Source organism: Pelotomaculum sp. FP, from assembly GCF_004369245.1.
Lineage (GTDB): Bacteria > Bacillota > Desulfotomaculia > Desulfotomaculales > Pelotomaculaceae > Pelotomaculum_C > Pelotomaculum_C schinkii.
On the sequence record NZ_QFGB01000049.1, the window covers coordinates 11,189 to 30,931 of the forward strand.

The 19,743-nt window shown below is 47.4% G+C and carries 21 protein-coding genes and 1 pseudogene; 4 read left to right on the forward strand and 18 right to left on the reverse strand.

The window, feature by feature from the left end:
• Position 1 precedes the first annotated feature (1 nt).
• The 4 genes from Psfp_RS16015 to Psfp_RS16030 form a co-directional block, all read right to left on the reverse strand.
• Positions 2-2,683: a TnsA endonuclease N-terminal domain-containing protein gene (locus Psfp_RS16015; RefSeq protein ID WP_134219546.1), complete on the reverse strand. Its 2,682-nt coding sequence runs from the start codon at positions 2,681-2,683 to the stop codon at positions 2-4.
• A gap of 113 nt (positions 2,684-2,796) precedes the next feature.
• Complete coding sequence (locus Psfp_RS16020; RefSeq protein WP_134219547.1) at positions 2,797-3,525, reverse strand: hypothetical protein; 729 nt, start codon at positions 3,523-3,525, stop codon at positions 2,797-2,799.
• 18 nt (positions 3,526-3,543) lie between these two features.
• Positions 3,544-3,966, reverse strand: coding sequence for a protein-export chaperone SecB (locus tag Psfp_RS16025; protein WP_134219548.1), 423 nt, complete (start codon positions 3,964-3,966; stop codon positions 3,544-3,546).
• The gene (locus Psfp_RS16030) at positions 3,926-4,867 is read right to left on the reverse strand and encodes a hypothetical protein (RefSeq protein WP_134219549.1); all 942 of its coding nucleotides are present in this window, start codon (positions 4,865-4,867) and stop codon (positions 3,926-3,928) included. Before Psfp_RS16030 ends, Psfp_RS16025 begins: the two co-directional genes overlap by 41 nt.
• A 497-nt stretch (positions 4,868-5,364) precedes the next feature.
• On the opposite strand from Psfp_RS16030, the gene Psfp_RS16040 reads away from it, so the two are divergent.
• The gene (locus Psfp_RS16040; RefSeq protein ID WP_190259141.1) at positions 5,365-5,667 is read left to right on the forward strand and encodes a CC/Se motif family (seleno)protein; all 303 of its coding nucleotides are present in this window, start codon (positions 5,365-5,367) and stop codon (positions 5,665-5,667) included.
• A 284-nt stretch (positions 5,668-5,951) separates the two neighbouring features.
• On the opposite strand, the gene Psfp_RS16045 is transcribed toward Psfp_RS16040, so the two are convergent.
• The 4 genes from Psfp_RS16045 to Psfp_RS16060 form a co-directional block, all read right to left on the reverse strand.
• The gene (locus Psfp_RS16045; protein ID WP_243120725.1) at positions 5,952-6,623 is read right to left on the reverse strand and encodes a BON domain-containing protein; all 672 of its coding nucleotides are present in this window, start codon (positions 6,621-6,623) and stop codon (positions 5,952-5,954) included.
• A 168-nt stretch (positions 6,624-6,791) separates the two neighbouring features.
• On the reverse strand, positions 6,792-8,009 hold the full coding sequence (locus tag Psfp_RS16050) for an ABC transporter permease (protein WP_134219552.1): 1,218 nt from the start codon (positions 8,007-8,009) through the stop codon (positions 6,792-6,794).
• Positions 8,006-8,761 carry an ABC transporter ATP-binding protein gene (locus Psfp_RS16055; RefSeq protein WP_134219553.1) on the reverse strand — a complete coding sequence of 252 codons (756 nt, stop codon included), beginning with the start codon at positions 8,759-8,761 and terminating at the stop codon, positions 8,006-8,008. Before Psfp_RS16055 ends, Psfp_RS16050 begins: the two co-directional genes overlap by 4 nt.
• Positions 8,762-8,777: 16 nt before the next feature.
• Positions 8,778-10,304, reverse strand: coding sequence for an efflux RND transporter periplasmic adaptor subunit (locus tag Psfp_RS16060; protein WP_243120726.1), 1,527 nt, complete (start codon positions 10,302-10,304; stop codon positions 8,778-8,780).
• Positions 10,305-10,604: 300 nt separating this feature from the next.
• Between Psfp_RS16060 and Psfp_RS21795 the strand changes: the two genes are divergently transcribed.
• Both Psfp_RS21795 and Psfp_RS16070 read left to right on the forward strand, forming a co-directional pair.
• Positions 10,605-10,976, forward strand: a complete 372-nt coding sequence (locus Psfp_RS21795) for a DUF2512 family protein (RefSeq protein ID WP_192895472.1) — start codon at positions 10,605-10,607, stop codon at positions 10,974-10,976.
• A gap of 207 nt (positions 10,977-11,183) precedes the next feature.
• Complete coding sequence (locus tag Psfp_RS16070) at positions 11,184-11,774, forward strand: Hsp20 family protein (RefSeq protein ID WP_134219555.1); 591 nt, start codon at positions 11,184-11,186, stop codon at positions 11,772-11,774.
• A 32-nt stretch (positions 11,775-11,806) separates the two neighbouring features.
• Here Psfp_RS16070 and Psfp_RS21800 read toward each other — a convergent pair whose 3' ends face one another.
• From Psfp_RS21800 to Psfp_RS16115, 10 genes are all read right to left on the reverse strand, one after another.
• Positions 11,807-11,983 (reverse strand): hypothetical protein, encoded by a 177-nt coding sequence (locus Psfp_RS21800; RefSeq protein WP_192895473.1) that lies wholly within the window; start codon positions 11,981-11,983, stop codon positions 11,807-11,809.
• 3 nt (positions 11,984-11,986) lie between these two features.
• Positions 11,987-12,238, reverse strand: coding sequence for a hypothetical protein (locus Psfp_RS16075; RefSeq protein ID WP_134219556.1), 252 nt, complete (start codon positions 12,236-12,238; stop codon positions 11,987-11,989).
• Positions 12,239-12,328: 90 nt separating this feature from the next.
• Positions 12,329-13,216: a cation diffusion facilitator family transporter gene (locus Psfp_RS16080; protein ID WP_134219557.1), complete on the reverse strand. Its 888-nt coding sequence runs from the start codon at positions 13,214-13,216 to the stop codon at positions 12,329-12,331.
• Between the two features lie 299 nt (positions 13,217-13,515).
• On the reverse strand, positions 13,516-13,896 hold the full coding sequence (locus Psfp_RS16085) for a DUF4363 family protein (protein WP_134219558.1): 381 nt from the start codon (positions 13,894-13,896) through the stop codon (positions 13,516-13,518).
• Between the two features lie 29 nt (positions 13,897-13,925).
• Entirely contained in the window at positions 13,926-14,603 is a 678-nt protein-coding gene (locus Psfp_RS16090; protein ID WP_134219559.1) for a DUF421 domain-containing protein, read from the reverse strand.
• A 93-nt stretch (positions 14,604-14,696) separates the two neighbouring features.
• Positions 14,697-14,915 (reverse strand): hypothetical protein, encoded by a 219-nt coding sequence (locus tag Psfp_RS16095; RefSeq protein ID WP_134219560.1) that lies wholly within the window; start codon positions 14,913-14,915, stop codon positions 14,697-14,699.
• A gap of 65 nt (positions 14,916-14,980) precedes the next feature.
• The gene (locus Psfp_RS16100; protein WP_134219561.1) at positions 14,981-15,448 is read right to left on the reverse strand and encodes a ferritin family protein; all 468 of its coding nucleotides are present in this window, start codon (positions 15,446-15,448) and stop codon (positions 14,981-14,983) included.
• A gap of 67 nt (positions 15,449-15,515) precedes the next feature.
• A complete protein-coding gene (locus tag Psfp_RS16105) occupies positions 15,516-16,022 on the reverse strand; it encodes a hypothetical protein (protein ID WP_134219562.1) in 507 nt (168 codons plus the stop codon).
• A gap of 250 nt (positions 16,023-16,272) precedes the next feature.
• Positions 16,273-17,265, reverse strand: coding sequence for a GDSL-type esterase/lipase family protein (locus tag Psfp_RS16110; RefSeq protein ID WP_134219563.1), 993 nt, complete (start codon positions 17,263-17,265; stop codon positions 16,273-16,275).
• Positions 17,266-17,353: 88 nt separating this feature from the next.
• Positions 17,354-17,959: a DedA family protein gene (locus Psfp_RS16115; RefSeq protein WP_134219564.1), complete on the reverse strand. Its 606-nt coding sequence runs from the start codon at positions 17,957-17,959 to the stop codon at positions 17,354-17,356.
• A gap of 448 nt (positions 17,960-18,407) precedes the next feature.
• Between Psfp_RS16115 and Psfp_RS16120 the strand changes: the two are divergent.
• Positions 18,408-19,743: pseudogene (locus Psfp_RS16120) on the forward strand (methyl-accepting chemotaxis protein); the annotation flags it as partial.

Genomic DNA, 19,743 nt, shown 5'->3' on the forward strand with positions numbered 1-19,743 from the left:
TTTATCCCCTCTTAATAAATTGGCGGGCTGTCTTTATTTGGTCCATAGAGACGGTATCAGTAGCTGTAAAGATCATCTCGTACTGGAGACGGTCTGGATTGAGCTCTTCCCATTTGCGTAACGCTAAAGCCTTGCGTCCGTTTTCACCGTCCAGCGGATGGTTGCGCTCCCGCTCGGCTTTAATCTCAACAATCAAACATCTACCGGGCTTCCCGTCACTGTCTTTTTTACGGATGATAAAATCGGGGGTATAGCGCCGCCATTTACCTTTATCATCCTTGTACTCCACAAAAAAGTCGGTCTTATCCGGATCTGTCAACGCGCCGGTAAAATAAATGTCTTCAACTTCTTCTGGATGCAGGTTCAGGTGTGCTAGCATTTGCTCAAAGAAAGATTTTTCCGGGTTGGAATCAAAGTTATAAGGCGTGTAGTGGAATCCAAAAGCTCCGGCGTTATCTTTGATATCTTTGATGTGGGTGAGCAAATGCTCCCGGTCCTTCGGATAGGTGATTTCGGCGGTATATACCTCAGAGCCGTCGACACCTATTTCCCGGACAAAACCCTCCGGTTTTACTAGAGCTAACGCTACATCTACCTTTTCTTCAACAACCTGGTAGTGACGAGTCTGCTCCTCAATCTGCCGGGCCAGTTCAGCCAGGTGTCTTAAGGGAATTTCGTTACCGGAACCATAAAGCTCAACCAACTGCTCATAAACCACCCATAAGTCGAGCCGGTAATCCATAGCAAGTTTCACTGCGGCGGTATAAAGGTCCAATGTATTGGGAGCAGCCTCAATCACCACCGTGTCACTCAGTTGCTGCAGAACGCTAAAAGTCGCCTGCTGCTCAGATAATGTCAAAACGGCCTTGGTTATTACATCAGAGCCGGACGACTTTGGTTTGCTCAACGAAAGGGGCATTATTTCCGAAACATGCTTACGTGTAACGGTACGCAAAATACGCGTAACAACCAGGGGCGGCATTTTTATTTTACGTAACCTTATAGTACTAGAGCGGGTTTCCCGTCCGGCCTGGTTTAAATCTGCTATGGTCTCTCCGTATGTTTCCTGGAGCTGGCGGTCCAAAATAGAGCGGTTGTCCCTTGACAAATAGACACGGGCTTTAACATTATTTCCTGGCACTTGCCGCAGGCAGCGAGTGGCAGCTTGCAGGACAAAGTTGTTTGATGTCTTAAGCTTACGGGCAAGCGCACAGGCAAAAAGACTGGGACAGTTCCAGCCTTCGGTGCCTTTGTTAACCAGTAAAACAACGCGGTGTGGTGAATACGGGTCATTTAAACGGTTAAAGGCATCAATCTCTTCTTTTGTGGATTCGGATGTGTTCTTTATGATGACCGCGGGGGACTGGCCACAGGCAACCAGAGCTGCCTCCACATAGGGACGCATTTCATCCAGATCATCGGTCTGGGGAAAATAAATTGCCAGTCTGGCAGGCGCACCGTTAGGGAGTCGTACATCTGCGTAATCGCTAAAGAAATCGGTTATGACCTCGGTAATGAATTGACCAGTATTGTTGGCATCAAAACCGTAATCCAGAATGTTACCTGCTAACTCTTTCAGAATGCCGTCGGCAATACCCTCAGACAGGCCATACCAAATGACCACATCCTTCAATGGTTGGCGTTCAAAATAAGGCGTACCTGTCGTATTAACCACACAGACCAGGTCCGTGTTAGCCGCAAGATAGTCCACTGTCTTTCTGACCTTTTTAATGCCAGCCTCCTTGAAAACCCTCTCCCCTGTGACACGGTCATTCTCCCACTTGCCGAGGAGGCTTTGACCATAAGTATGATGGGCTTCGTCGGAGAAAACCGCCAACCGGGGCAAGCTGGCGATGGCCTGGAGCCGCAAATTAGCGACTTCCTCGAAGGCTTTATCCTCATCTCCAAAGGAGAAATGTATACGCCCCAGGTCGTTCTTGCGAATGGTTTCCTTCTGGATACGGATTTTTTCGGTATTGGTCACCACCACGTTGAAGGAGGAACCCCGGATCACAGGTAAATCTTTCTCTCCATCACGGGTAAAGGTCAACTTTGCGCTGGCGGCAAACGGTTTATAAAGACGTGCCGGCAATATTTTCTGATAGGGGACCTGGGATATCTCCCGTAAGGATTCGATTATGGTCTTACCCGGCGCAAAAACCAGGGCGTTTTGGACAAACGGTCCGTCGGGGTATTCCAAAGCCATACCGAATTCAGTAGCAATGATGGCCGCCATCATAATGGTTTTACCCGCACCCATCGCCAGGGCAAAAATATAACTGGGATAATCCAGAGTCAAGGTTTCCCTTAGGGATTCCAGTTTAAAGTCCCGCACAAAGGAGTCATCTGTTTTAATCCGCTCCCAGAGAGCATCTATCCCCTCGTCTTCAATAAAATCCCTGATCGCTTCAGCCGTTAAGCCTAGTACCTGGCGTTTTTCCCTTAACTTAGGGAAGTAGCTGTTGTAAAGATCAAAGATATGGGGCGTTTTCTCCACCAAACGCAAATACCAGTATATTTCAAGCGCCCACAATTGTGGTTTACGCAAGAATTTTAATATTTTTGTTTCGGGCTCTATTTGATATTCAAGAATTTCGGAGATAACGGGGTAATCCTCGCAGGGATAACCTGCTTCACGCCATTCTTTGGTATGCTGAGCAAGTAGTTGGTGTAAATTGTTCATAATCTAAATCCTTTACCTGCACTCGTTGCAGTTAGCTAATATGGTTTAATCAATTACAAGTGATACTTTAACATTTAAATGTTTTTATTCTAAATATCCATATTTTTCCCTGTTCAAACCGCTGTTAACACTGATTTTACTTTTTCATAGCTCACCAAACTTTTTAATTGTTTGCGAGAAATCATCTTTTGGGTAGAGTAACCTAGTCTTCTAAAGGACGCCTTCAATAAAACCTCGTTTTCAAAGGAAACCACCGCAGCCAAAACAGCTGTTAAACCATTTTGATCAAGATATAAGCGCGTGTTGCCAATGAATTCAAGATGATATTTTTTGATATGAAAACTACCTACCTTGCATTCGTACAACTCACCTTGTTGCGGATTATCAAGCTTGTCCACTCCCGCTACGTCCACTGTCTTTGGTGCGCCATTAGAACCTTTTAACGGCTCAGCATCCACTAAAACATGGCAGTTGCAACCCATGCAGGGATAGCGCACCATTAAAAAACGCGATACCAGTACTTCCAGTATACCCCCGCGAAGCCTGCGCAGGTAACCTATCTCGGTTTCTCCTTTTGGAGGAGTCCAGGCAAGTTCAAAGATTGTAGCAAGCAAATCAGTAAATTTTTTACGCAATTCTTCTTTTTTCTTGCTGACAACTTTTCTCAGGTAACCAATCTTCCAGTATTGAAATTTCATTACAGTATCATTACTTAAAACTACGTCCGCCGCATCAGTTAGATACTCCTGCTCTCTAAAAAGAAAGTCAGCAAGATCATGAAGTGCTTGCTGGCTGTTTACGTCATCCATATAGTGATCCGCGTGCACAAATGATAAGAGCATCTTTCTCCCTCCTTGCATCTATCCATCGTTCTTTACCTCTTTTGTTCGCAACATCGCAGAAACATCAATGAGAGGTATAAGGAGAGGAGGAAAGCCCATCCGTCGTGTTAGAGGAGATACCGCCTCCCGCGCCCAAGGCAGCAATAGGGGTAAACTTTGTATCTCGACAAAACGCTTCAGCTTACTGCGGTTGGGTGATTTCTCATCAACAAACTTTCCACGTCCGGTGATTTCCAGTGAAAATACCTTTGGTTGGTTATCAAAAAAGACTTTAACGCTAAGATAGCCATAAGCTTCTTTATTATTTAATGTTTTTGAGCTTACGGCAAAATTCATCCGATAACTGGCGTTGTTAGAAAAGTCCCCGATTCGCCGGCAGTTTATCTTTTCTATAATAACCTCATGCAGCTGCACAGGATGGGGTATCACCGGCTTGTCCATAAGGCCCCCTCTTATCTGTTTTCTCAATATCTATTTTACCAATTGCTCCTGTTGGCCATTGTTTATCTTCTAAATCTGCTTTTAAGTCAAACATCAACAAATCCGGTGATTTTTGCTCAATTAGCTCATTCTTTTCTTCCACATCTTTTACTTCTTTTACATCTTTCAAATAATTTTGGACTACATCTTGCAATGCTTCAGTAGCTATTTTCAGGAAACTTTCTTTCCAGTCAATTAAATGAAAAGAATCATTGACCCATTGGTCAACATTAAATAATTCCTTTCCCAAGACAACTTCGTTTTTCTTAATCTCTGATAATAATTCTAACTCCGTCAAGTCGGGGATAATACGCTCTAGTATATCTACAAGATAACTGTAACTTTCCACTTCATCAGTAGGAGAAATAAAAAATACAGAGTAATATTCCAACTGGCGAATTAGCGCGGAGAGACCATCAACATCTTCTACTGAAAGACGCGTTCTCACACCACTTAAAATAGTAGCTCCCTCATTTACAAACCACTCCAGGACGGGATCATCAGAGCGAGCACTAGTAAACAGGGCAAGCATTTTCTCCAACTGCTCCGGGCCAAGATCCTGCCCCGAAAATACCGGCACTTTACCCCCCGATAGTTCCTGAACAGTCAAAGCAGCATAAGCCCCTACCTGCTCAAGATACCCTGCCACAAAACGGTCATAGGCGACCAGGGCCAAGTTGTGCAACAATTCATTAGTTGTTGCCCCTTCGCCCAGCAGCAAAAGATTGAAAGAACCCTCTGGCAATAGTGAGGATTCTAAAGATGATTTCATCGCCTCATGCTGATATTTAGGGGCAAAACTGCCGCTAAGTTCCCGGAGCGATGCACTTTCTTTAGTTAAAAAATCTTTTACAGAAGACAAAAAAACCATCCTTTGAAAATTAATATTACAATATATTATTGACATCTTATGGCTATTACTATTCAGAATGGGAAGTAACTGTTCCTTTGAAAATATAAATTCTTCTATTTCAAGATGGGATTTCCTGCCTGCAAACATATATTTTTTTAGAAATCGACATTATTTTACTTAGTATGCTTTTTATCCTGTTTCAACGTATCCAAATCGTCAGGATCGCTCCGTCCTTCGGAAATGGCTTACTGATATGTCGCATAACATCGACTGGAAACCAAAACGGTTGACATGGCAGGGTCATGAATTTCTTGATGCCTTACGTAACCAAGCACGATGGCAGAAAGCATTGAAGGTATTGAAGGAAAAAAGCGGTGGAGTGACTTTCAATGTACTTTGTCACATGTATTCTAGTCATCATCAATATTATCATCTTCATCAGTTGTTTTAATAATTGTAAACATGGTAAAATGGAAAAAATGTATGGAGGAAGGATGGATGACAAAATGCTAAAGGTAGAATTTACCGATGACGCCAGGGATTATATCCTCCAAAAAGGCGACTCCATCACCGTGGATATGATGTTGTATGGCGGGTGTGGAGGCCAATTCAAGGAACCTGCCGTGTCAGCAGGCAAACCGCCTTTACCTGAAAGTTACGATTTAGTGGATGCGAACGGGATTAAGGTCTATATGTTTAAAGGCGCTGTAAGCAAACCGGATGGTATTAAAATATCACTGGCAGTTGATCGGATGGTGTTTAGAAGACTGTATGTAACAGGGCTGGTATATGAACAACCGGGCATGTAAAAAGTGTTGTGCTTCCGTCATCCCCAATCAAGTAAGTGACGACTTTACAAGGATTCATCATTTTCGGGAAGATGGTTTTCTCTATTCCCCCAAATGCAATAAATGGTAATAAGATATTCTGCACATTAGAAACTTATCCTGCCAAATGACCTCTATTTCCTGCAATGATTACAAAAGCCGGCTAAAGTCAGCCGGCTTTCACGATAGGTTTTTTCACACCCATGTTTTGGAGATTACATAGTATTCCCAACCGTTTCCTGGCAGATTGAAAAGCCTTCTATGATCTAATCTTCTTCGTCATTTCGAACCTGGCTGTGGAAAATTCCCTCCAGGCTCATGTCAAAGTCGTCTTTTAGCTTGACCTGGCTGACAACTTTGCGCACACCCCTCGCCTTGGCGGCTGTTTGTTTGGCAGCCTCGATTTCATCCGGGTTTTCCGTGCTGCCCATTAATATTACGGCGCCTCCGTGGGCTTCCGCGCCGATATGAGATAAATCTACTCGCGGATCGGCATTAAGCTCTTCCCGGACTTCCTTGGTAACGTCGGCATCAGTAATATTCCCGTCGGTGCTGATGGTAAGGTCGTTCACAACCTTTTGCACGCCGGGGAAACTGGCGGCAAGTTCTTCCGCCCTTTTACTTTCGCTTAAAGTATCGACTATCCCGCTTATTTCAACCTCTCCACCACCGCCCCTGACGTTTAAACCATAGCCCTTGAGGTCTTTGTCGCTATCCAAAACATCCTGGAAACGGCTCTGGAGTTCTCCATGCCCTTCTTTTTCGTGAGCTGACCGGGCTTTTTCTTCCCAGTCTTCCTCGCCTGTTTGATAAGCTATTTTGCGCTTAACATCTTTGCTTTCGCCATGCGATAGGCTTTTCAGCTGTGCCTTTTGGGATTCACGTTCACGGGGTTGGGGCGACCCTGCCGGCCGGTGAAAATAATTTTTTTCAGACATGTTCAATCCTCCTTTAATCTTGTATTTTGCCCCAAAAGGGTCGGCCGCTCCAAGGAAAATAAAGGGAAAATACAGCTTTGAAAAAGTAATAAAAACTAGCTGACTATACCAGGAAAGCCCGCCAGCTATTGGAGCCGGCGAGCTTCGCAAAATGTATCATTATTCAGTTTATCTCTCGTACCGGAGCGCTTCAATGGGGTCCAACCCCGCAGCTTTTTTGGCCGGATAATAGCCGAAAAATATGCCGATGGCTGCGGCAAACCCTGCGGAGATTAATACGGAGTACAGCTTGATCGACATCGTCATGCCGGCTGCCATGCCAATGAGTTTAGAAACGCCTATGCCCAGGAGAATCCCCACCACTCCCCCGGACAGGCAGAGCACCATTGCCTCCACCAGAAACTGGTTGCGGATATCGCTTTCCTTTGCCCCCACCGCCATACGCAAACCGATCTCCCTGGTCCTTTCTGTTACCGAAACCAGCATGATATTCATAATCCCGATACCGCCCACCAGCAGCGATATGGAGGCCACGCCGGCCAGAAAGAGGGTCAAGATGGCGGTGGTGCTTTCAACTGTTTCCAGCACTGAGGCCAGGTTACGCACGTTGAAATCATCTGAACTGGTCCCGCTCAGGCGGTGCCTTTCTCTTAAAAGGCTTTCGATGCTGCTCTGGACAAAACTCATACTTTCTGCATTTTCAACCTGCACATCGATAAGACGGACGTTATTTACACCCAATAATCTCCTTTGTGCCGTGGTTATGGGTATGTAGACGTTATTGTCCTGGTCCTGCCCGACCATGGAGGAGCCTTTGGCGGCCAGAACGCCTACCACGGTAAAGGTCAGTTTGTTGAGCCTGATAGTTGTTCCTACCGGATCTACACCGGGCGGGTAAAGGTTATCTACCACCGTTTGGCCCAGGACTGCCACCGGGGTGGCGCCTGTTACGTCGTCTTCGGTAAAAAACGACCCCGCGCTGGTGGACCAGTCTTTGATTAACTGAAACTCGGGGGTGGTCCCGTTGAAGGCGGCGGTCCAGGTCTGGTTGGAGTAAGCGAGGGTGGCGCTTGAACTAAGCTCGGGCGCCACATAGGCCACCATGTTCAGTTCGGCTATAGCTTGGGCGTCTTCCAGGGTCAGGGTATTGACGTTGCCCCCGGCGCCCCTGACCGCTCCCTGTCCGGCCCCGGGATATACCATCAGCAGGTTGGAGCCCATGGAAGAAATCTGGTCCTGTACTCTTTTGGTTACGCCCTGCCCCATGGAAATCATGATTATTACCGCCGCCACACCGATAATGATGCCGAGCATGGTCAAGGAGGATCTCAGTTTATTGGCCCTGATCCCGTTAAAGGCCACCTCGAAGTTGTTGGTGATATTCATAGCCCGGCCTCCGCTTCTACCGGCAGGGCCGCCAGGTCTTCGTCGGCGTTCCTTTGGTTTAATACCGGAGTATCCTCAATAATGTGGCCGTCCTTGATAGTCACTAATCGTTTGCAATATTGCGCAATATCTTTTTCATGGGTAACCATCACCACCGTTATCCCTTTTTCCTGGTTAAGTCTTTGAATCACCGCCACGATCTCGATGCTGGTCCTTGAATCCAGCGCGCCGGTGGGTTCATCGGCCAGGATCAGGGAAGGGTTGTTGACCAGAGCGCGGGCGATGGCGACTCTTTGCTGCTGGCCGCCTGACATCTGGTTGGGGTAATGATGCAGATATTTTGAGAGCCCGACCCATTGCAGGGCGTCTTTAGCCCTGACGGCCATCTCTTTCTTTTCCACCCCGGCATAGATCATCGGCAACTCTACATTGGCTTCTACTGTCGCCCTGCCCAAAAGGTTAAAACCCTGAAAGACAAAGCCAAGCCTTTTGTTGCGGATCGTGGCCAGCTGGTTCTTGTCCAATTCGGACACATTCTCTCCGTCGAGGTAATAGGTACCTTTGGTGGGTTTGTCCAAACAGCCGACAATATTTAAAAATGTACTTTTGCCTGAACCGGAGGCGCCCATGACGGCAACCATTTCTCCCTGCTTTATGGTTAAGTTTATACCCCTTAAGGCGTAAATGCGCGCTTCTCCCATGGTGTATGTTTTTCTGATCTCTTTAAGTTCTATCGTTGTTCTGTCAGGCATGCTGCGCCCCCGTTCGCTAATTAGTTCGTACCCTTACTCCGCCCCCCATCGGCATCGGGCCGCCGCCCTGGCCGCCCTGGGCAGGCGCAGCGGCAGTCTGGCTGAGAGAGCCAATCACAACTGTTTCCCCTTCGTTCAGGCCATTTATAACTTCATAATTTCTCAAGTCCGACAATCCCAGAGTTACCTTGCGTGGCTCAGGTGTTCCCGACTTGCCCAGCACCAGGACCGCGGCTTGCCGGGTCTGGCTGCTTTCCAGCCGGCTTGCAGTGTCACCTGGGTTATTATTGCTGTTGCCGCCTGTACCCTTCCCGCTCCCTCTTTGGCTATTCCGGCCCTGGCTGTCGGCCCCGCTTTCAGTAGCCGCAGGGCTTGCCGTCCCGCTCTGGCCCAGTTTGTTAAGGTAACTTAAGGCATAGGTTACGGCTCCCTTAGAAACGGTGAGAGTGTCTTCGCTCCTGTCGACGATAATGTTTACATTGGCAGGCATACCTGCTTTTAACCCCTGCTGGTTAGCGTCAATTTCGATGATTACATCGTAAATTTGGACGTTGGACAGGGTGTATGCCTGGGGAGATATACTGCTGACCCGGCCTGTAAAGTTTTGCTCCGGAAAAGAGTTAACGGTAAATTCCACCTTTTGGCCTACTTCCGTCTTGCCGATGTCGGCCTCGTTAACCTGCGCATTGATCTGTAAAGCTTCCGAGATAACAACCATAAACCCGCTGGACCCGCTGGTGCTGTTGTTGTTGGCCGTAGCCCGCTGCCCCACGGCGCCGTTGATCTCACTAACGATACCATTAATAGGGCTTACCATCCGGGCGCCTGATAGATCGATACTGGCTATTTGCAGCGACGCCTGGCTGCTTTGCACCTTAGCCGCAGCCGATTTGATATCCTCTGCCCGGGCGCCTGATTGCAGGGCCTTGTAAGATTCCTGTGCTTTGATTAAATTACCCTCGGCATCAGCATAGCTTATTTGAGCGTTTTCCAGCTCGCTCTGGGCAACCGCTCCCGCCTCAGCCAGCTGCTGGTAACGCTCCAGGTTGGACTTGGCCTGGTCATATGACGCCTGGGCGATATTGACGCTTGCCTCGGCCTGCCGCAATTCCTCCTGGGTGGAGCCATTTTGCAGCAGTTCCATACTGGCGCTGGCTTGCTCCAAGTTGGCCTCAGCCTGTTTTAACTGCAACTCCAGGTTTTGGCTGTCCTGTTCGGCTAAAACCTGACCGGGTGTTACATGATCTCCTACCTTGACGTAAATATCTTTGATGATTTCAGCGTTTTTGAAAGCCAGGGAAACAGTGCTTACCGGTTCGACCGTACCGCTGGCCGAGATGGTGTTGGTTATTGAGCCCCTTTTGACGCTTTCAGTGAGATAGCCTCCCGACGCTTTTTTTGAGTTGCCCAGATAGAAATATCCCGCCAGCGCAACCGCCACAATTATTAAAATCCCTAATAGCAGTTTTTTTCTTTTAAAAAATGCCGGAGGCATACAAAATTTTTTTAAAAGACTTGATTTACCTTCTTCGGTATTGAGCATATTTTCCACTCTGGCTTTCCTCCCTGGTTTTCATCATACAACACGGTGTCGGACACAGGCGAAATATGGCTTCTATCCGCGGTAACCAGCATACTCCGTGTCTGCCTGCAACACAAGAGCAACAGCAGTTTTATCTTCCACTACCAATATCTTTCACATATGCCGCCTTCGCGTCTAATCGATAGATATACCATAAGAAAGAAAATGTCAAGGGTTTCCTCAGAGTCGATGAATATTTTGTTGATGTGGATAAAATTTTACTTGCTCCAAATACTATTTTTGAAGCTGGAGGTGACGCATTTGAGCTTGTATGCCCGGGCCTTTCTGGCAAAGCTAATCATTGCCTTAACGGTAACCGCTATTCTGACTTATGTAACCGGTATTACTGTAATCTGGGGAACAGTGATTGCCCTGACTCTGACCCTGGTGACATCCCTGGCCGCGGACCGTCCCTTTCTACTATTGTTGGGCCGCAACATCACCGTGCTGGTCGACGTAGCCCTGGCAATTCCCTTGATTTGGGGTTTAACCAGATTCATTACCGGGCTTTTCCTGCCTATATCGACTCTGGCAATCCTGACCCTGGTAATTGTGGTTGGAGAGTGGTTTTTTCATATCTACGCCATGGACATGAGGCTATCTAAAGACCTGAGATTACGTATCAAGGACTGATCACGCAGGCCCAGGTATGATTATAATGCTTTGCTAAGGCCCATGGCCTTTTTTTATTCACTTTAAGCTGCAGGATATTTTTACTCTTGCGGTTGGAAGCACGTATTGGTCAATAGGGACATATCCTTTAGTAATACTGCTGCAATTGGGAGGACCTTATGCCCCCCGGACCGACCCTGCTATACTTCTGATTTTGGAGGTTCAACTGTGAGCTATGATCAAAAAGACCTACTGAAGTTGGCCCTGGACCTGTATGAAAAGACAAAGGAAACGGGCTTGAGCAGTTATTGGAACAAAGATAGGCTAGAGACAGTGCTGGAGGCAATTAAAAAAATAAACCCCGGCGAGCTGTCTCCTTTTTCACACACCGGTAGAGATAAAAAGAACCAGCAAGAGAATTTGCAGAAGAACTCACAGGAGGATGAGAACCATCTTTTCTGGAAGCAGGAGACCAACCCTCCTCAGAACGCCTTCACTGAACCGGGTCAGGCGGGAAATGTCTCACCTGTCTCGATTTACGAAACTGCCATGGACGTCAACGTCCAGGCCATTCTGCCCGGCATCGTTTCTCATGAAGATTTGCACCTGCTGATTTCCCAGGAGGTTATCCAGCTTTTTGGGGCCAAAGTCCCCCCGGGAGGCAGCAACCCTGTTGATAACTTTCATAAAATTATCCGGCTCCCCGCCACGGTCGAACCTTCGGGGGCCACGGCGACCTACCGCAAGGGTCTCTTATCCCTCAGCGTCCCCAAAAAGAAACCGGACCCACCAAAGCGCATTCCGGTGAAGTTTGAGTAACGGTCTGTTCTACCATGACGGTAATTCCTTCGTTAACCTGCCAGCCGGCCACAGGTCGCTGCGGCCGGTGAAAGAGTGGCAATAGTACTTCTATTTGCTTTAGAAATGACGAGGCCCTTCCCGTTGCCGGTAAGGGCCATGAATTGCTCTAATGCAACTGAATAAACATGGTTTCGCTGAAGGTGCGAATGAATTGCCCCTTCTATCATTGGTTATTTTTCGGCTTCGCTATCGTTGCTCGGGCCAGATTCCGGCTGACTGCCGGCATCATCCATTTTCACCACCGGCTGGTTGAGCCCCTGGTTGAACTGAATAATGGTACTCTGGAAATTATCCAACCCTTCTTTGATATTTTTAACCGTGTATTGAGCGGCTTGGGCTACGGCGTTGAATGACTCCAGGTGCTTATTCGAGTCCGGTATGCAGGACATCAAAAATAAAATCGGGTAAAGAAAACGCTTCACCTTGTTACACCTCTCCTCTTTTTTCGATTCATACCTGATCTAATCTTATGCAGGAGGAGTTGAAAGGGTTATGGAAAATCAGGCAAATATTTATTTAATAGAACCTATCTCTTCACAGTGACCGCCACAGGGCTCGGTGTGAATAAGAATTTGCGCTCCCGGCAATTGCGCGCGAAGATCATCTTCAATGCGGTCGCAGAGATTATGCACGGCATTGATGTCCTGATATTTGGGTACAACCAGGTGCAGATCAACATATCGGTCACTACCTGCCTTCCTCGTGCGCAGGTCGTGGAACTCAACGTATTCTTCCGCATAGCTTTGAAGGATTCCCTTAATTAGATTTTCCTCCGTTTTGGGCAGGTTAACATCCAGGATACTGCGTACTGATTCTCTGATCAAGTTGAAAGCTGCTTTAAAGATCATAAGGGCTACCGCAATAGCGATGATCGGATCCAGTATTGTTAGACCGGTCAGATAAATAGCTCCCAGCCCGGCAAAAACCCCCAGAGATGTATAAACATCTGTCATTAGGTGCCAGCCATCAGCTGCCAGCGCGGGGGATTCCATTTTCCTGGCAGTTTTTAATAGCTTACGCGATACCAACAGGTTTACCAACACTGAGACGCCCATCACCCCGGCGCCCAGGCCAAGGCTTTCGATTTGCCCGCCCCCTTTTAATTTGGGGATAGCGCTATTGATAATCATAGCGCCCGCGACCAGAATGAGGATGGCTTCAATAATGCTCGAAAGGTTCTCAAATTTGCCGTGTCCGTAATTATGCCTGTCATCCGCCGGCTTGGCCGCGGTTTTTACGGCGAAAAAGGCAATTACCGCAGCCACTAAATCCAGGCTCGAGTGTGCGGCCTCTGAAATTACGCTGACGGACCCCATATAAAGTCCGGCGGCCAGCTTGCCCAGGGCCAGGAAAGTATTTGAACCTATAGAGAGCAAAGCCACCTTAGCTTTTTCATCCATTGGACCAGTCCTCTCTTTAACTGCAATGATAACTATTCTTATTGTTATCAGTAACCATTCTCATTTGGGGTAAAAAGACAAATGCCCCGGCTCACACGTTAGGACGAATGAAAGCCGTGGCAAAATAGTTAATCATATAAAAGCCCATAAAGTTATCTATGTTATTTTATTTTATTTTATATCTTGGTTATCGTCAACCATAATATATGACACCAATACCATATATGTACCTTTATTTTTTCAAAAATGCGGTAATTGCGCCTGCAGGTATGCGCTCATGATTAAATAAGAAAATACGGCTAAAAAATATTAGTGAGATTTATGGTCCCTTTTTCAGGTATGTGTTTAATCATCTGCCTTATTTCAGAAAGCTGTCCCAATGCCAGCGGGGTGTTTCTTTCAGCAATATATTCCTTGTTTTTGGCTATGGCGAAATCAATATTATCAATTTCCTCGTGGTCCAGTAACGCGGGCCACCATTTTCCTCTCCGATCCCAGTTCCGTTCCAGCGCCTCGGTATGCTCTGAGGCGCTGTCCCAATTCTCCGCGTTGATTTCCCCGCGGATTTTGTCCACATCAAGTAAAAGTTCATTGGCTGAGACCGTAAGTTGGTGGTTGGTCCAAAAGCCCAACGCAACAACAGCGACGAATATTATTAGCAGTGTGGTTAGCAGCCTCATCTTAGCCCCCGGACCAGTTGTATTGGTTTTTAAGTTTTTGCTTTAGCCTGATAGAAAAGTTTGCCTTCCGTGTCCAGGCTGGCAAACAGGACATCCTTAAAACTTTTGATACCGAATTTATCCAACTCCGACTTGAGCCAGCCGGGGTCAAGCCGGGCCTTCTGCAAATTCTTATCCATTATCTGACCGTCAATTACCAAAGTTAGGGGCAACCCCTCATACTGTGTAGACAAATTCAAATCCTGGGGAACCAACGGCCTTTTTTGTGATTTTGGAATAACGCTCAAATGCCCCGAGGTTTCCAGGATGGCAAATTCAACATCAGAAATATTGGGAAAGTTTTTGGACCTCAACTCTTCCAGCAGATCGTTTATGTTAAAGCGCGTTCTCTGCAGCTCTTTTTCTATTATTTTGCCGCCTTCGATTAAGACAACCGGCGTACCGCAGATAACCCCCCTGGCCTTCACGTTTTTCAAGGAAATATAGGACAAGGTAACTCCAGCCACTAATAGGGTCAGGATTGGCAAGAGCCCGCTAAAAAGTGGAATGCCAATATTCTCCATGGGGATGGCAGCCAGCTCGGAGAGCATGATTATAATTACGAGTTCGTAAGGCTGCAGCTGCCCGATTTGCCTCTTGCCCATGAGCCTCAAGGCCACTACTACCACGGCAAATAAAATAAGGGTGCGAATAATCGTTAAGATCATGTTACCTTCCCAACTAAAGGATTGTTAAAACGTATTATTCCCACCGCTTTTAATTATATGAATTTTGTTTACTTAACAACTATCCTGCAGCCGTTACTTGCGTCTCTTGAAGAAACCCAGACTGAGCGGGATAACGTTGGTCAAGCTTGGGGCGGGATCCACGTAATAGAGGAGTTTATTGCACTTCTGGCACAAGTAGATCTCTTTCTTTTCTTCGGGGATCCGGATGGCCAACTCACCGCACACGCACCTGGCCTCATGCCCCTGTTCTTGATTTTTTTTAACCTTAAGCTTGCCAAACAGGTCCAGCATATAAAACGCCCCCTCAAGATACCTAATATATAATTTACCATTATACAGCAATATTTTAAATATCTTCAGATTTCCTCATAGTAACTTCTCAACTCTACCAAATGCATTTTTTCTTCCTCAATTAAACTGTACAGCAGCTTGCGTCCATTATCCGAACGGGTGCGTGACAGTAGTTCATGATAGACTAAAATGGCGTCCTTTTCAGCCTGGACCCCGATGGCCAGGGCATCCTTCATGGTTTCAGCTTTCCAGCCAGCCTGCCCCGGTTCCACATCCACGGGAAAGAGATTTTCCTGCATAACGGCGTTAAGATAATCCGAAACCTCCGGTTCAAGAAATTCATCGTGATCATAACACACCAGGAGCTTTTCAAAAACCTTTAAGTGTTCCTTTTCTTCATCAGCAAGTTTTATAAATATCTGCCTGGCCCGTTCATCTTCCGTCATGCGGGCCATGGCGCTGTAAAACCTGAAGCCCTTTTCCTCTATACGCATGGCGCCCCTGGCGATTTCGCTGATTTTGGACGGTCCCACCTGGATACCTCCCGAGTTTTAATATGATATATTCATTTCCACTATTTCCTTTCCTATCCGTCCGCCGCTAGTGCAAGTTCGCCTTTGAAATGAAGCTGTCCCGCAAAATTTCAAGCAACTGCGCCAGTTTGATATTACTTTTGCTATACATGGCCTGATCGGCCACTTTACTGGACAGCTCTCCCATGCCCCGGCCCGCGTTACGCACCAGCAAGGCCCTGGGCCGAAATCTCCCCATCTTGTCCATCCCGGCTGCAATGCCCTCCTCGATGAGACGCCAGTCCGTCATCAAGACAACATGGCTGCGCCTGGTAATAACCGGCAGGTACTCCCACATGTCCAGTGTAAAGCCGATGGAAACCACGTCTTCTCCGTCCCAACCAATCTCCAGGGTAACCATATATTGATCATCATTGAGCAGTGTTAATTCCCAGCTAAACCAGTAATTTATTTCCTCGCCTTCATGGAAGCGCTTAAACAATACCGATAAATCCCGCTCCAGGGCCGGTACCACCAGAATCACAGCCTGCTCTGTCTCCCCAATAAATTCGGGAATGGCTATTTCTTTATACATACCCCTACCCCCATACAATAAATGCGGTCACATATAAGTTCTCGACTTGAAATACAATTCCTGTCTAAAATTAAAAATGTTTGCACCTCGCGGTAACAACGCCTTTTTATCCCTTTACCGGGTAATTATAACATTAACGGGCAGGTGAAAATAGCAAAGCGGCGCGAGCTTAAATGTAGATGGAGAGGCTCAAAAGAGGCTGTTTGGTGAGTTGTTTATAAAACGCGGGGTCTACAAAGAGTAAGGGTGATTAACCTTTGTAATAAAATCCTTTTTTTAACCGGAGCAGCGTCTGTCCGGCCGCCCTGGCCAGCTCGCGGTAACCCTTTTGGTTGGGATGAGCTCCGTCCGTAAAGTAATGCGGGTTACCCTTCCCGGTTTGGGGATCCAGCATGGGAGTGTAAAAATCCAGCGCCGGGAGTCGCTCCTGCTCTGCAAATGACCTGACCCAACAGCCGATGGTTGCCATTGCTTCTGCCAGACTACCGGCCAAGCCGGGAGGCACAAAGCCCCCGCCCGGCAAAGCCGGGGGCGGCACAACCAGGACAGGACATATCCCCGCCTCAAGAGCTACCGCTGCCATGGTTTTGATGTTATCCTGGATCTCCTCCACGCTGCCCCCAAGCAAGATATCGTTGGCGCCACCCAGGATGATCACATAAGCCGGCGCCATTGGTCGAACATCATATTTCAAGCGGTCCAGCATCCCCCAGGTGGAATCCCCGTTAATTCCTTCGTTAACCAGAGTGAGGCCAACCATCTTAGACGAAAGAGCTACCCAGGAGGTCTCCGGCCCGCCTGGGTAACCATAAGTAATGCTGTCCCCCAGGCAAACGACCTGGTCCCGCCTGGCTACTTTTAAAAAGGTCTCAAATGCCGTATCAGCAAAAACTGAAAAAATCACGTTTTCGACGCTGTTGCTGTGAGCCAAGAGACGCCTTGCCTCACTGACCATCACTTTAGCCGCAGCCTCCGGGTCAAGCTCTCCTACCCCTGTAACCGGAACAGGAACAGCGATGTTATGCAAGCCGCACTCCTCTGCCCGCAGCAAGGCCTCGCGGGTGACAAGCCTTACCCCGGCCTCGTCAGCGGCAAGGGCCTCTCCCGTGCCGGTTGTATAAATGAAACTGCCTCCCTTGAACGAGACGCCGGCAACTAACGCATCCTCTACCGGAACAGGGCTTATATTGACAATGGCAGCAACAGCCACTCCGGTAATATCTCCTTTGATCACTGTTATCATTTTACACCCCTGCCTTGCTTGTTATGTCAACCGGCAATTAATACTTCTCACAGGAGGATTATTTATCCTCTAAAAATAATTTTTGTTTTCATTCGTTTTTTATCCTGTTGCGGAGAGAATTTCTAATTAAGAGATAGGCCAGGCCACTTCCCAGCAGGGCCAGCCCCACCAGCGGCAGCCTGGTGTTTATGTAAGGCGCAATCAGCTGGTAATTATGGCCGAAAAACATCCCCAACAGGAGGTAAAGAAATCCCCATCCCACTGTGAAAATGGAGTTGTATAAAAGAAAATAAGGCAGACTGATGCGGCTGACGCCGGCCATATAGGGGGTCAGGTTGCTCAGGCCCGGCAGAAAACGCCCAAAAATAATAAAAGCCGGAGCCGAACGGTCCAGCAAGGACTGCGCCTGTTCAAATCGCTCGGGAGATATGCGTAAAAAGGCGCCGATCCGGACAAAAAAAGGCTGGCCAAGGTTTCTACCGATAAGATAAGCGGTTAAAGAGCCTCCCGTGTACCCGGACAGGGTGGCCAGCATGGCGCTGGAAAACTCCAGCCGGCCCTGGTTAACCAAAAGACCGGTCAGGATTACCATGATCCCTCCTGGAAAAGGCACACCCATCGACTCAATAAACACCCCCATCAGCAACCCGACCAAACCCAGGGTAGAGAGATAATTAAGAATAAAATCCGACAAAAAAATCCCCCCTTTGGTATCATTAGAATGCCCGGAGGGAAAGACTTTATGAGTCGTGGGACATGGGACATGGGATGTGGGATAAGGTATATACATTCCATCGCAAAAGCCTCATTTAGGAGTGGGGCTTTTTGTATTTTGACAAAATTATTGTTGGGTATTCTATAATAGATTACTTTTCCTATAGTAGGTTATTATGGTAATATTGTGAACAGGTTTTAAATATTACATTATTCGACATGAAGTATTATCATGTCCCGTATTAGAGATACATGCGGAAATTAAAAGACTGCGTGCTAAACTGAACAGCCTGGCTGCTGACAAGGCTGACTATGTGAAGGGGCTGGGAGTCCTCAAATTTGCAATGTCCCCGCTAGGGAGTGGTCTTATGGGAGCATGAAAAGTAAGCCAATTTATTTTAGTATGATGGAAAAGGGGGATCTGCTTAATGAAACTGAGAACCAAAGTAATGTTGACATTCTGTGCAATCATTGTTCTAGCCGTGTTGTTAATCGGCCTGGCAGGGTATTCGGGGCTAGCCGGGATAACTTTAGCGGTGGCGCTTATCGCTGGTAGCTTATTAACGTTTGCCATGGGGTTTTTCTCATATCGCAGCATTTCTGTCAATATAAGTGAACTGGCGGCAGAATGCAGCCGGGTGGCGAAAGCGGCGCAAGAAGGAAAGTTGGATATCCGGGGGGATGCAAAAAAAGTCAATTCAGAGTTCCAGGAAGTCATCCATGGATTTAATAATACCCTGGACGCGATAATCAGGCCGCTGAACGTGGCCGCCGAGTATATAGAACTGATCAGCAAGGGCGACATGCCGCCAAAGATTACCGAAAGCTACAATGGCGACTTCAATGAGATCAAGAACAACCTGAATGCCTGTATAGACGCTGTCAACGGCCTGATTAAAGAAGTCAACCATATGGTCCAGGCCGTTAGGGATGGCAAACTGGATACCCGCAGCAACGCGTCGGCCTTTGCCGGCGAATGGGGCAAGCTGTTGAGTGACATGAACGGTTTGATGGCGGCTGTAGACGAACCAGTTAAGGAACTGATGACGATTCTCAGCCGGGTGGCGGTAAATGACGTTACCAAAAAGATGGACAAACAATATGATGGTGTTTGGAATGACCTGAAAGAAGATACCAACAGCGTTATAACGATGATGACGAGTATCCAGGACGTATCGAAAAATATGAGCAACGGTAATCTAAGCGACTTGGATATGCTTAAGCAAATTGGGCGAAGAAGTGACAATGATGAATTAACCCCTGACTTTATTAAGATGATGGAGGCCATTCAAAGTCTGGTAAACGATGCAAACGACCTGGCCCAAACGGCAGTGGAGGGCCGGCTCGACACCCGGGCCGACGCCTCTAAGCACGCTGGTGAATACCGTAAAATCATCGACGGTTTCAATAAGACACTTGATACTGTAGTTCAGCCTATTAATGAAGCGGTTGAATGTCTGAAAGAAATGGCCATGGGCAATCTGGACGTCGCAGTCACCGGTAATTATAAAGGTGATCATGCTATCATTAAAGACGCTCTCAACAAGACCCTTGAAGCTATTAACGAAACTATGGGACAGATTACCATCGCGATAGAACAGGTAAATACCGGCGCCTGGCAGGTTTCCGACTCCAGTCAGTCCCTGTCGCAGGGCGCGGCAGAGTCGGCCAGCACCATGGAACAGCTCACTTCCTCCATGAATGAAATGAACTCCCAGACCAAACAAAACGCCGATAACGCCATGCAGGCCAACCAGCTTGCCA

Bases quoted from the DNA above. Each gene is read 5' to 3' on its own strand.
- Psfp_RS16015 (WP_134219546.1), bottom strand. From the start codon at position 2,683: ATGAACAATTTACACCAACTACTTGCTCAGCATACCAAAGAATGGCGT.
- Psfp_RS16095 (WP_134219560.1), bottom strand. From the start codon at position 14,915: ATGCTGGACCTGTTTGGCAAGCTTAAGGTTAAAAAAAATCAAGAACAG.
- Psfp_RS16060 (WP_243120726.1), bottom strand. From the start codon at position 10,304: ATGCTCAATACCGAAGAAGGTAAATCAAGTCTTTTAAAAAAATTTTGT.
- Psfp_RS16080 (WP_134219557.1), bottom strand. From the start codon at position 13,216: ATGGATGAAAAAGCTAAGGTGGCTTTGCTCTCTATAGGTTCAAATACT.
- Psfp_RS16050 (WP_134219552.1), bottom strand. From the start codon at position 8,009: ATGAATATCACCAACAACTTCGAGGTGGCCTTTAACGGGATCAGGGCC.
- Psfp_RS16045 (WP_243120725.1), bottom strand. From the start codon at position 6,623: ATGTCTGAAAAAAATTATTTTCACCGGCCGGCAGGGTCGCCCCAACCC.
- Psfp_RS16110 (WP_134219563.1), bottom strand. From the start codon at position 17,265: ATGATAACAGTGATCAAAGGAGATATTACCGGAGTGGCTGTTGCTGCC.
- Psfp_RS16020 (WP_134219547.1), bottom strand. From the start codon at position 3,525: ATGCTCTTATCATTTGTGCACGCGGATCACTATATGGATGACGTAAAC.
- Psfp_RS16105 (WP_134219562.1), bottom strand. From the start codon at position 16,022: ATGTATAAAGAAATAGCCATTCCCGAATTTATTGGGGAGACAGAGCAG.
- Psfp_RS16025 (WP_134219548.1), bottom strand. From the start codon at position 3,966: ATGGACAAGCCGGTGATACCCCATCCTGTGCAGCTGCATGAGGTTATT.
- Psfp_RS16085 (WP_134219558.1), bottom strand. From the start codon at position 13,896: ATGAGGCTGCTAACCACACTGCTAATAATATTCGTCGCTGTTGTTGCG.
- Psfp_RS16040 (WP_190259141.1), top strand. From the start codon at position 5,365: ATGCTAAAGGTAGAATTTACCGATGACGCCAGGGATTATATCCTCCAA.
- Psfp_RS21800 (WP_192895473.1), bottom strand. From the start codon at position 11,983: ATGATAGAAGGGGCAATTCATTCGCACCTTCAGCGAAACCATGTTTAT.
- Psfp_RS16055 (WP_134219553.1), bottom strand. From the start codon at position 8,761: ATGCCTGACAGAACAACGATAGAACTTAAAGAGATCAGAAAAACATAC.
- Psfp_RS16090 (WP_134219559.1), bottom strand. From the start codon at position 14,603: ATGATCTTAACGATTATTCGCACCCTTATTTTATTTGCCGTGGTAGTA.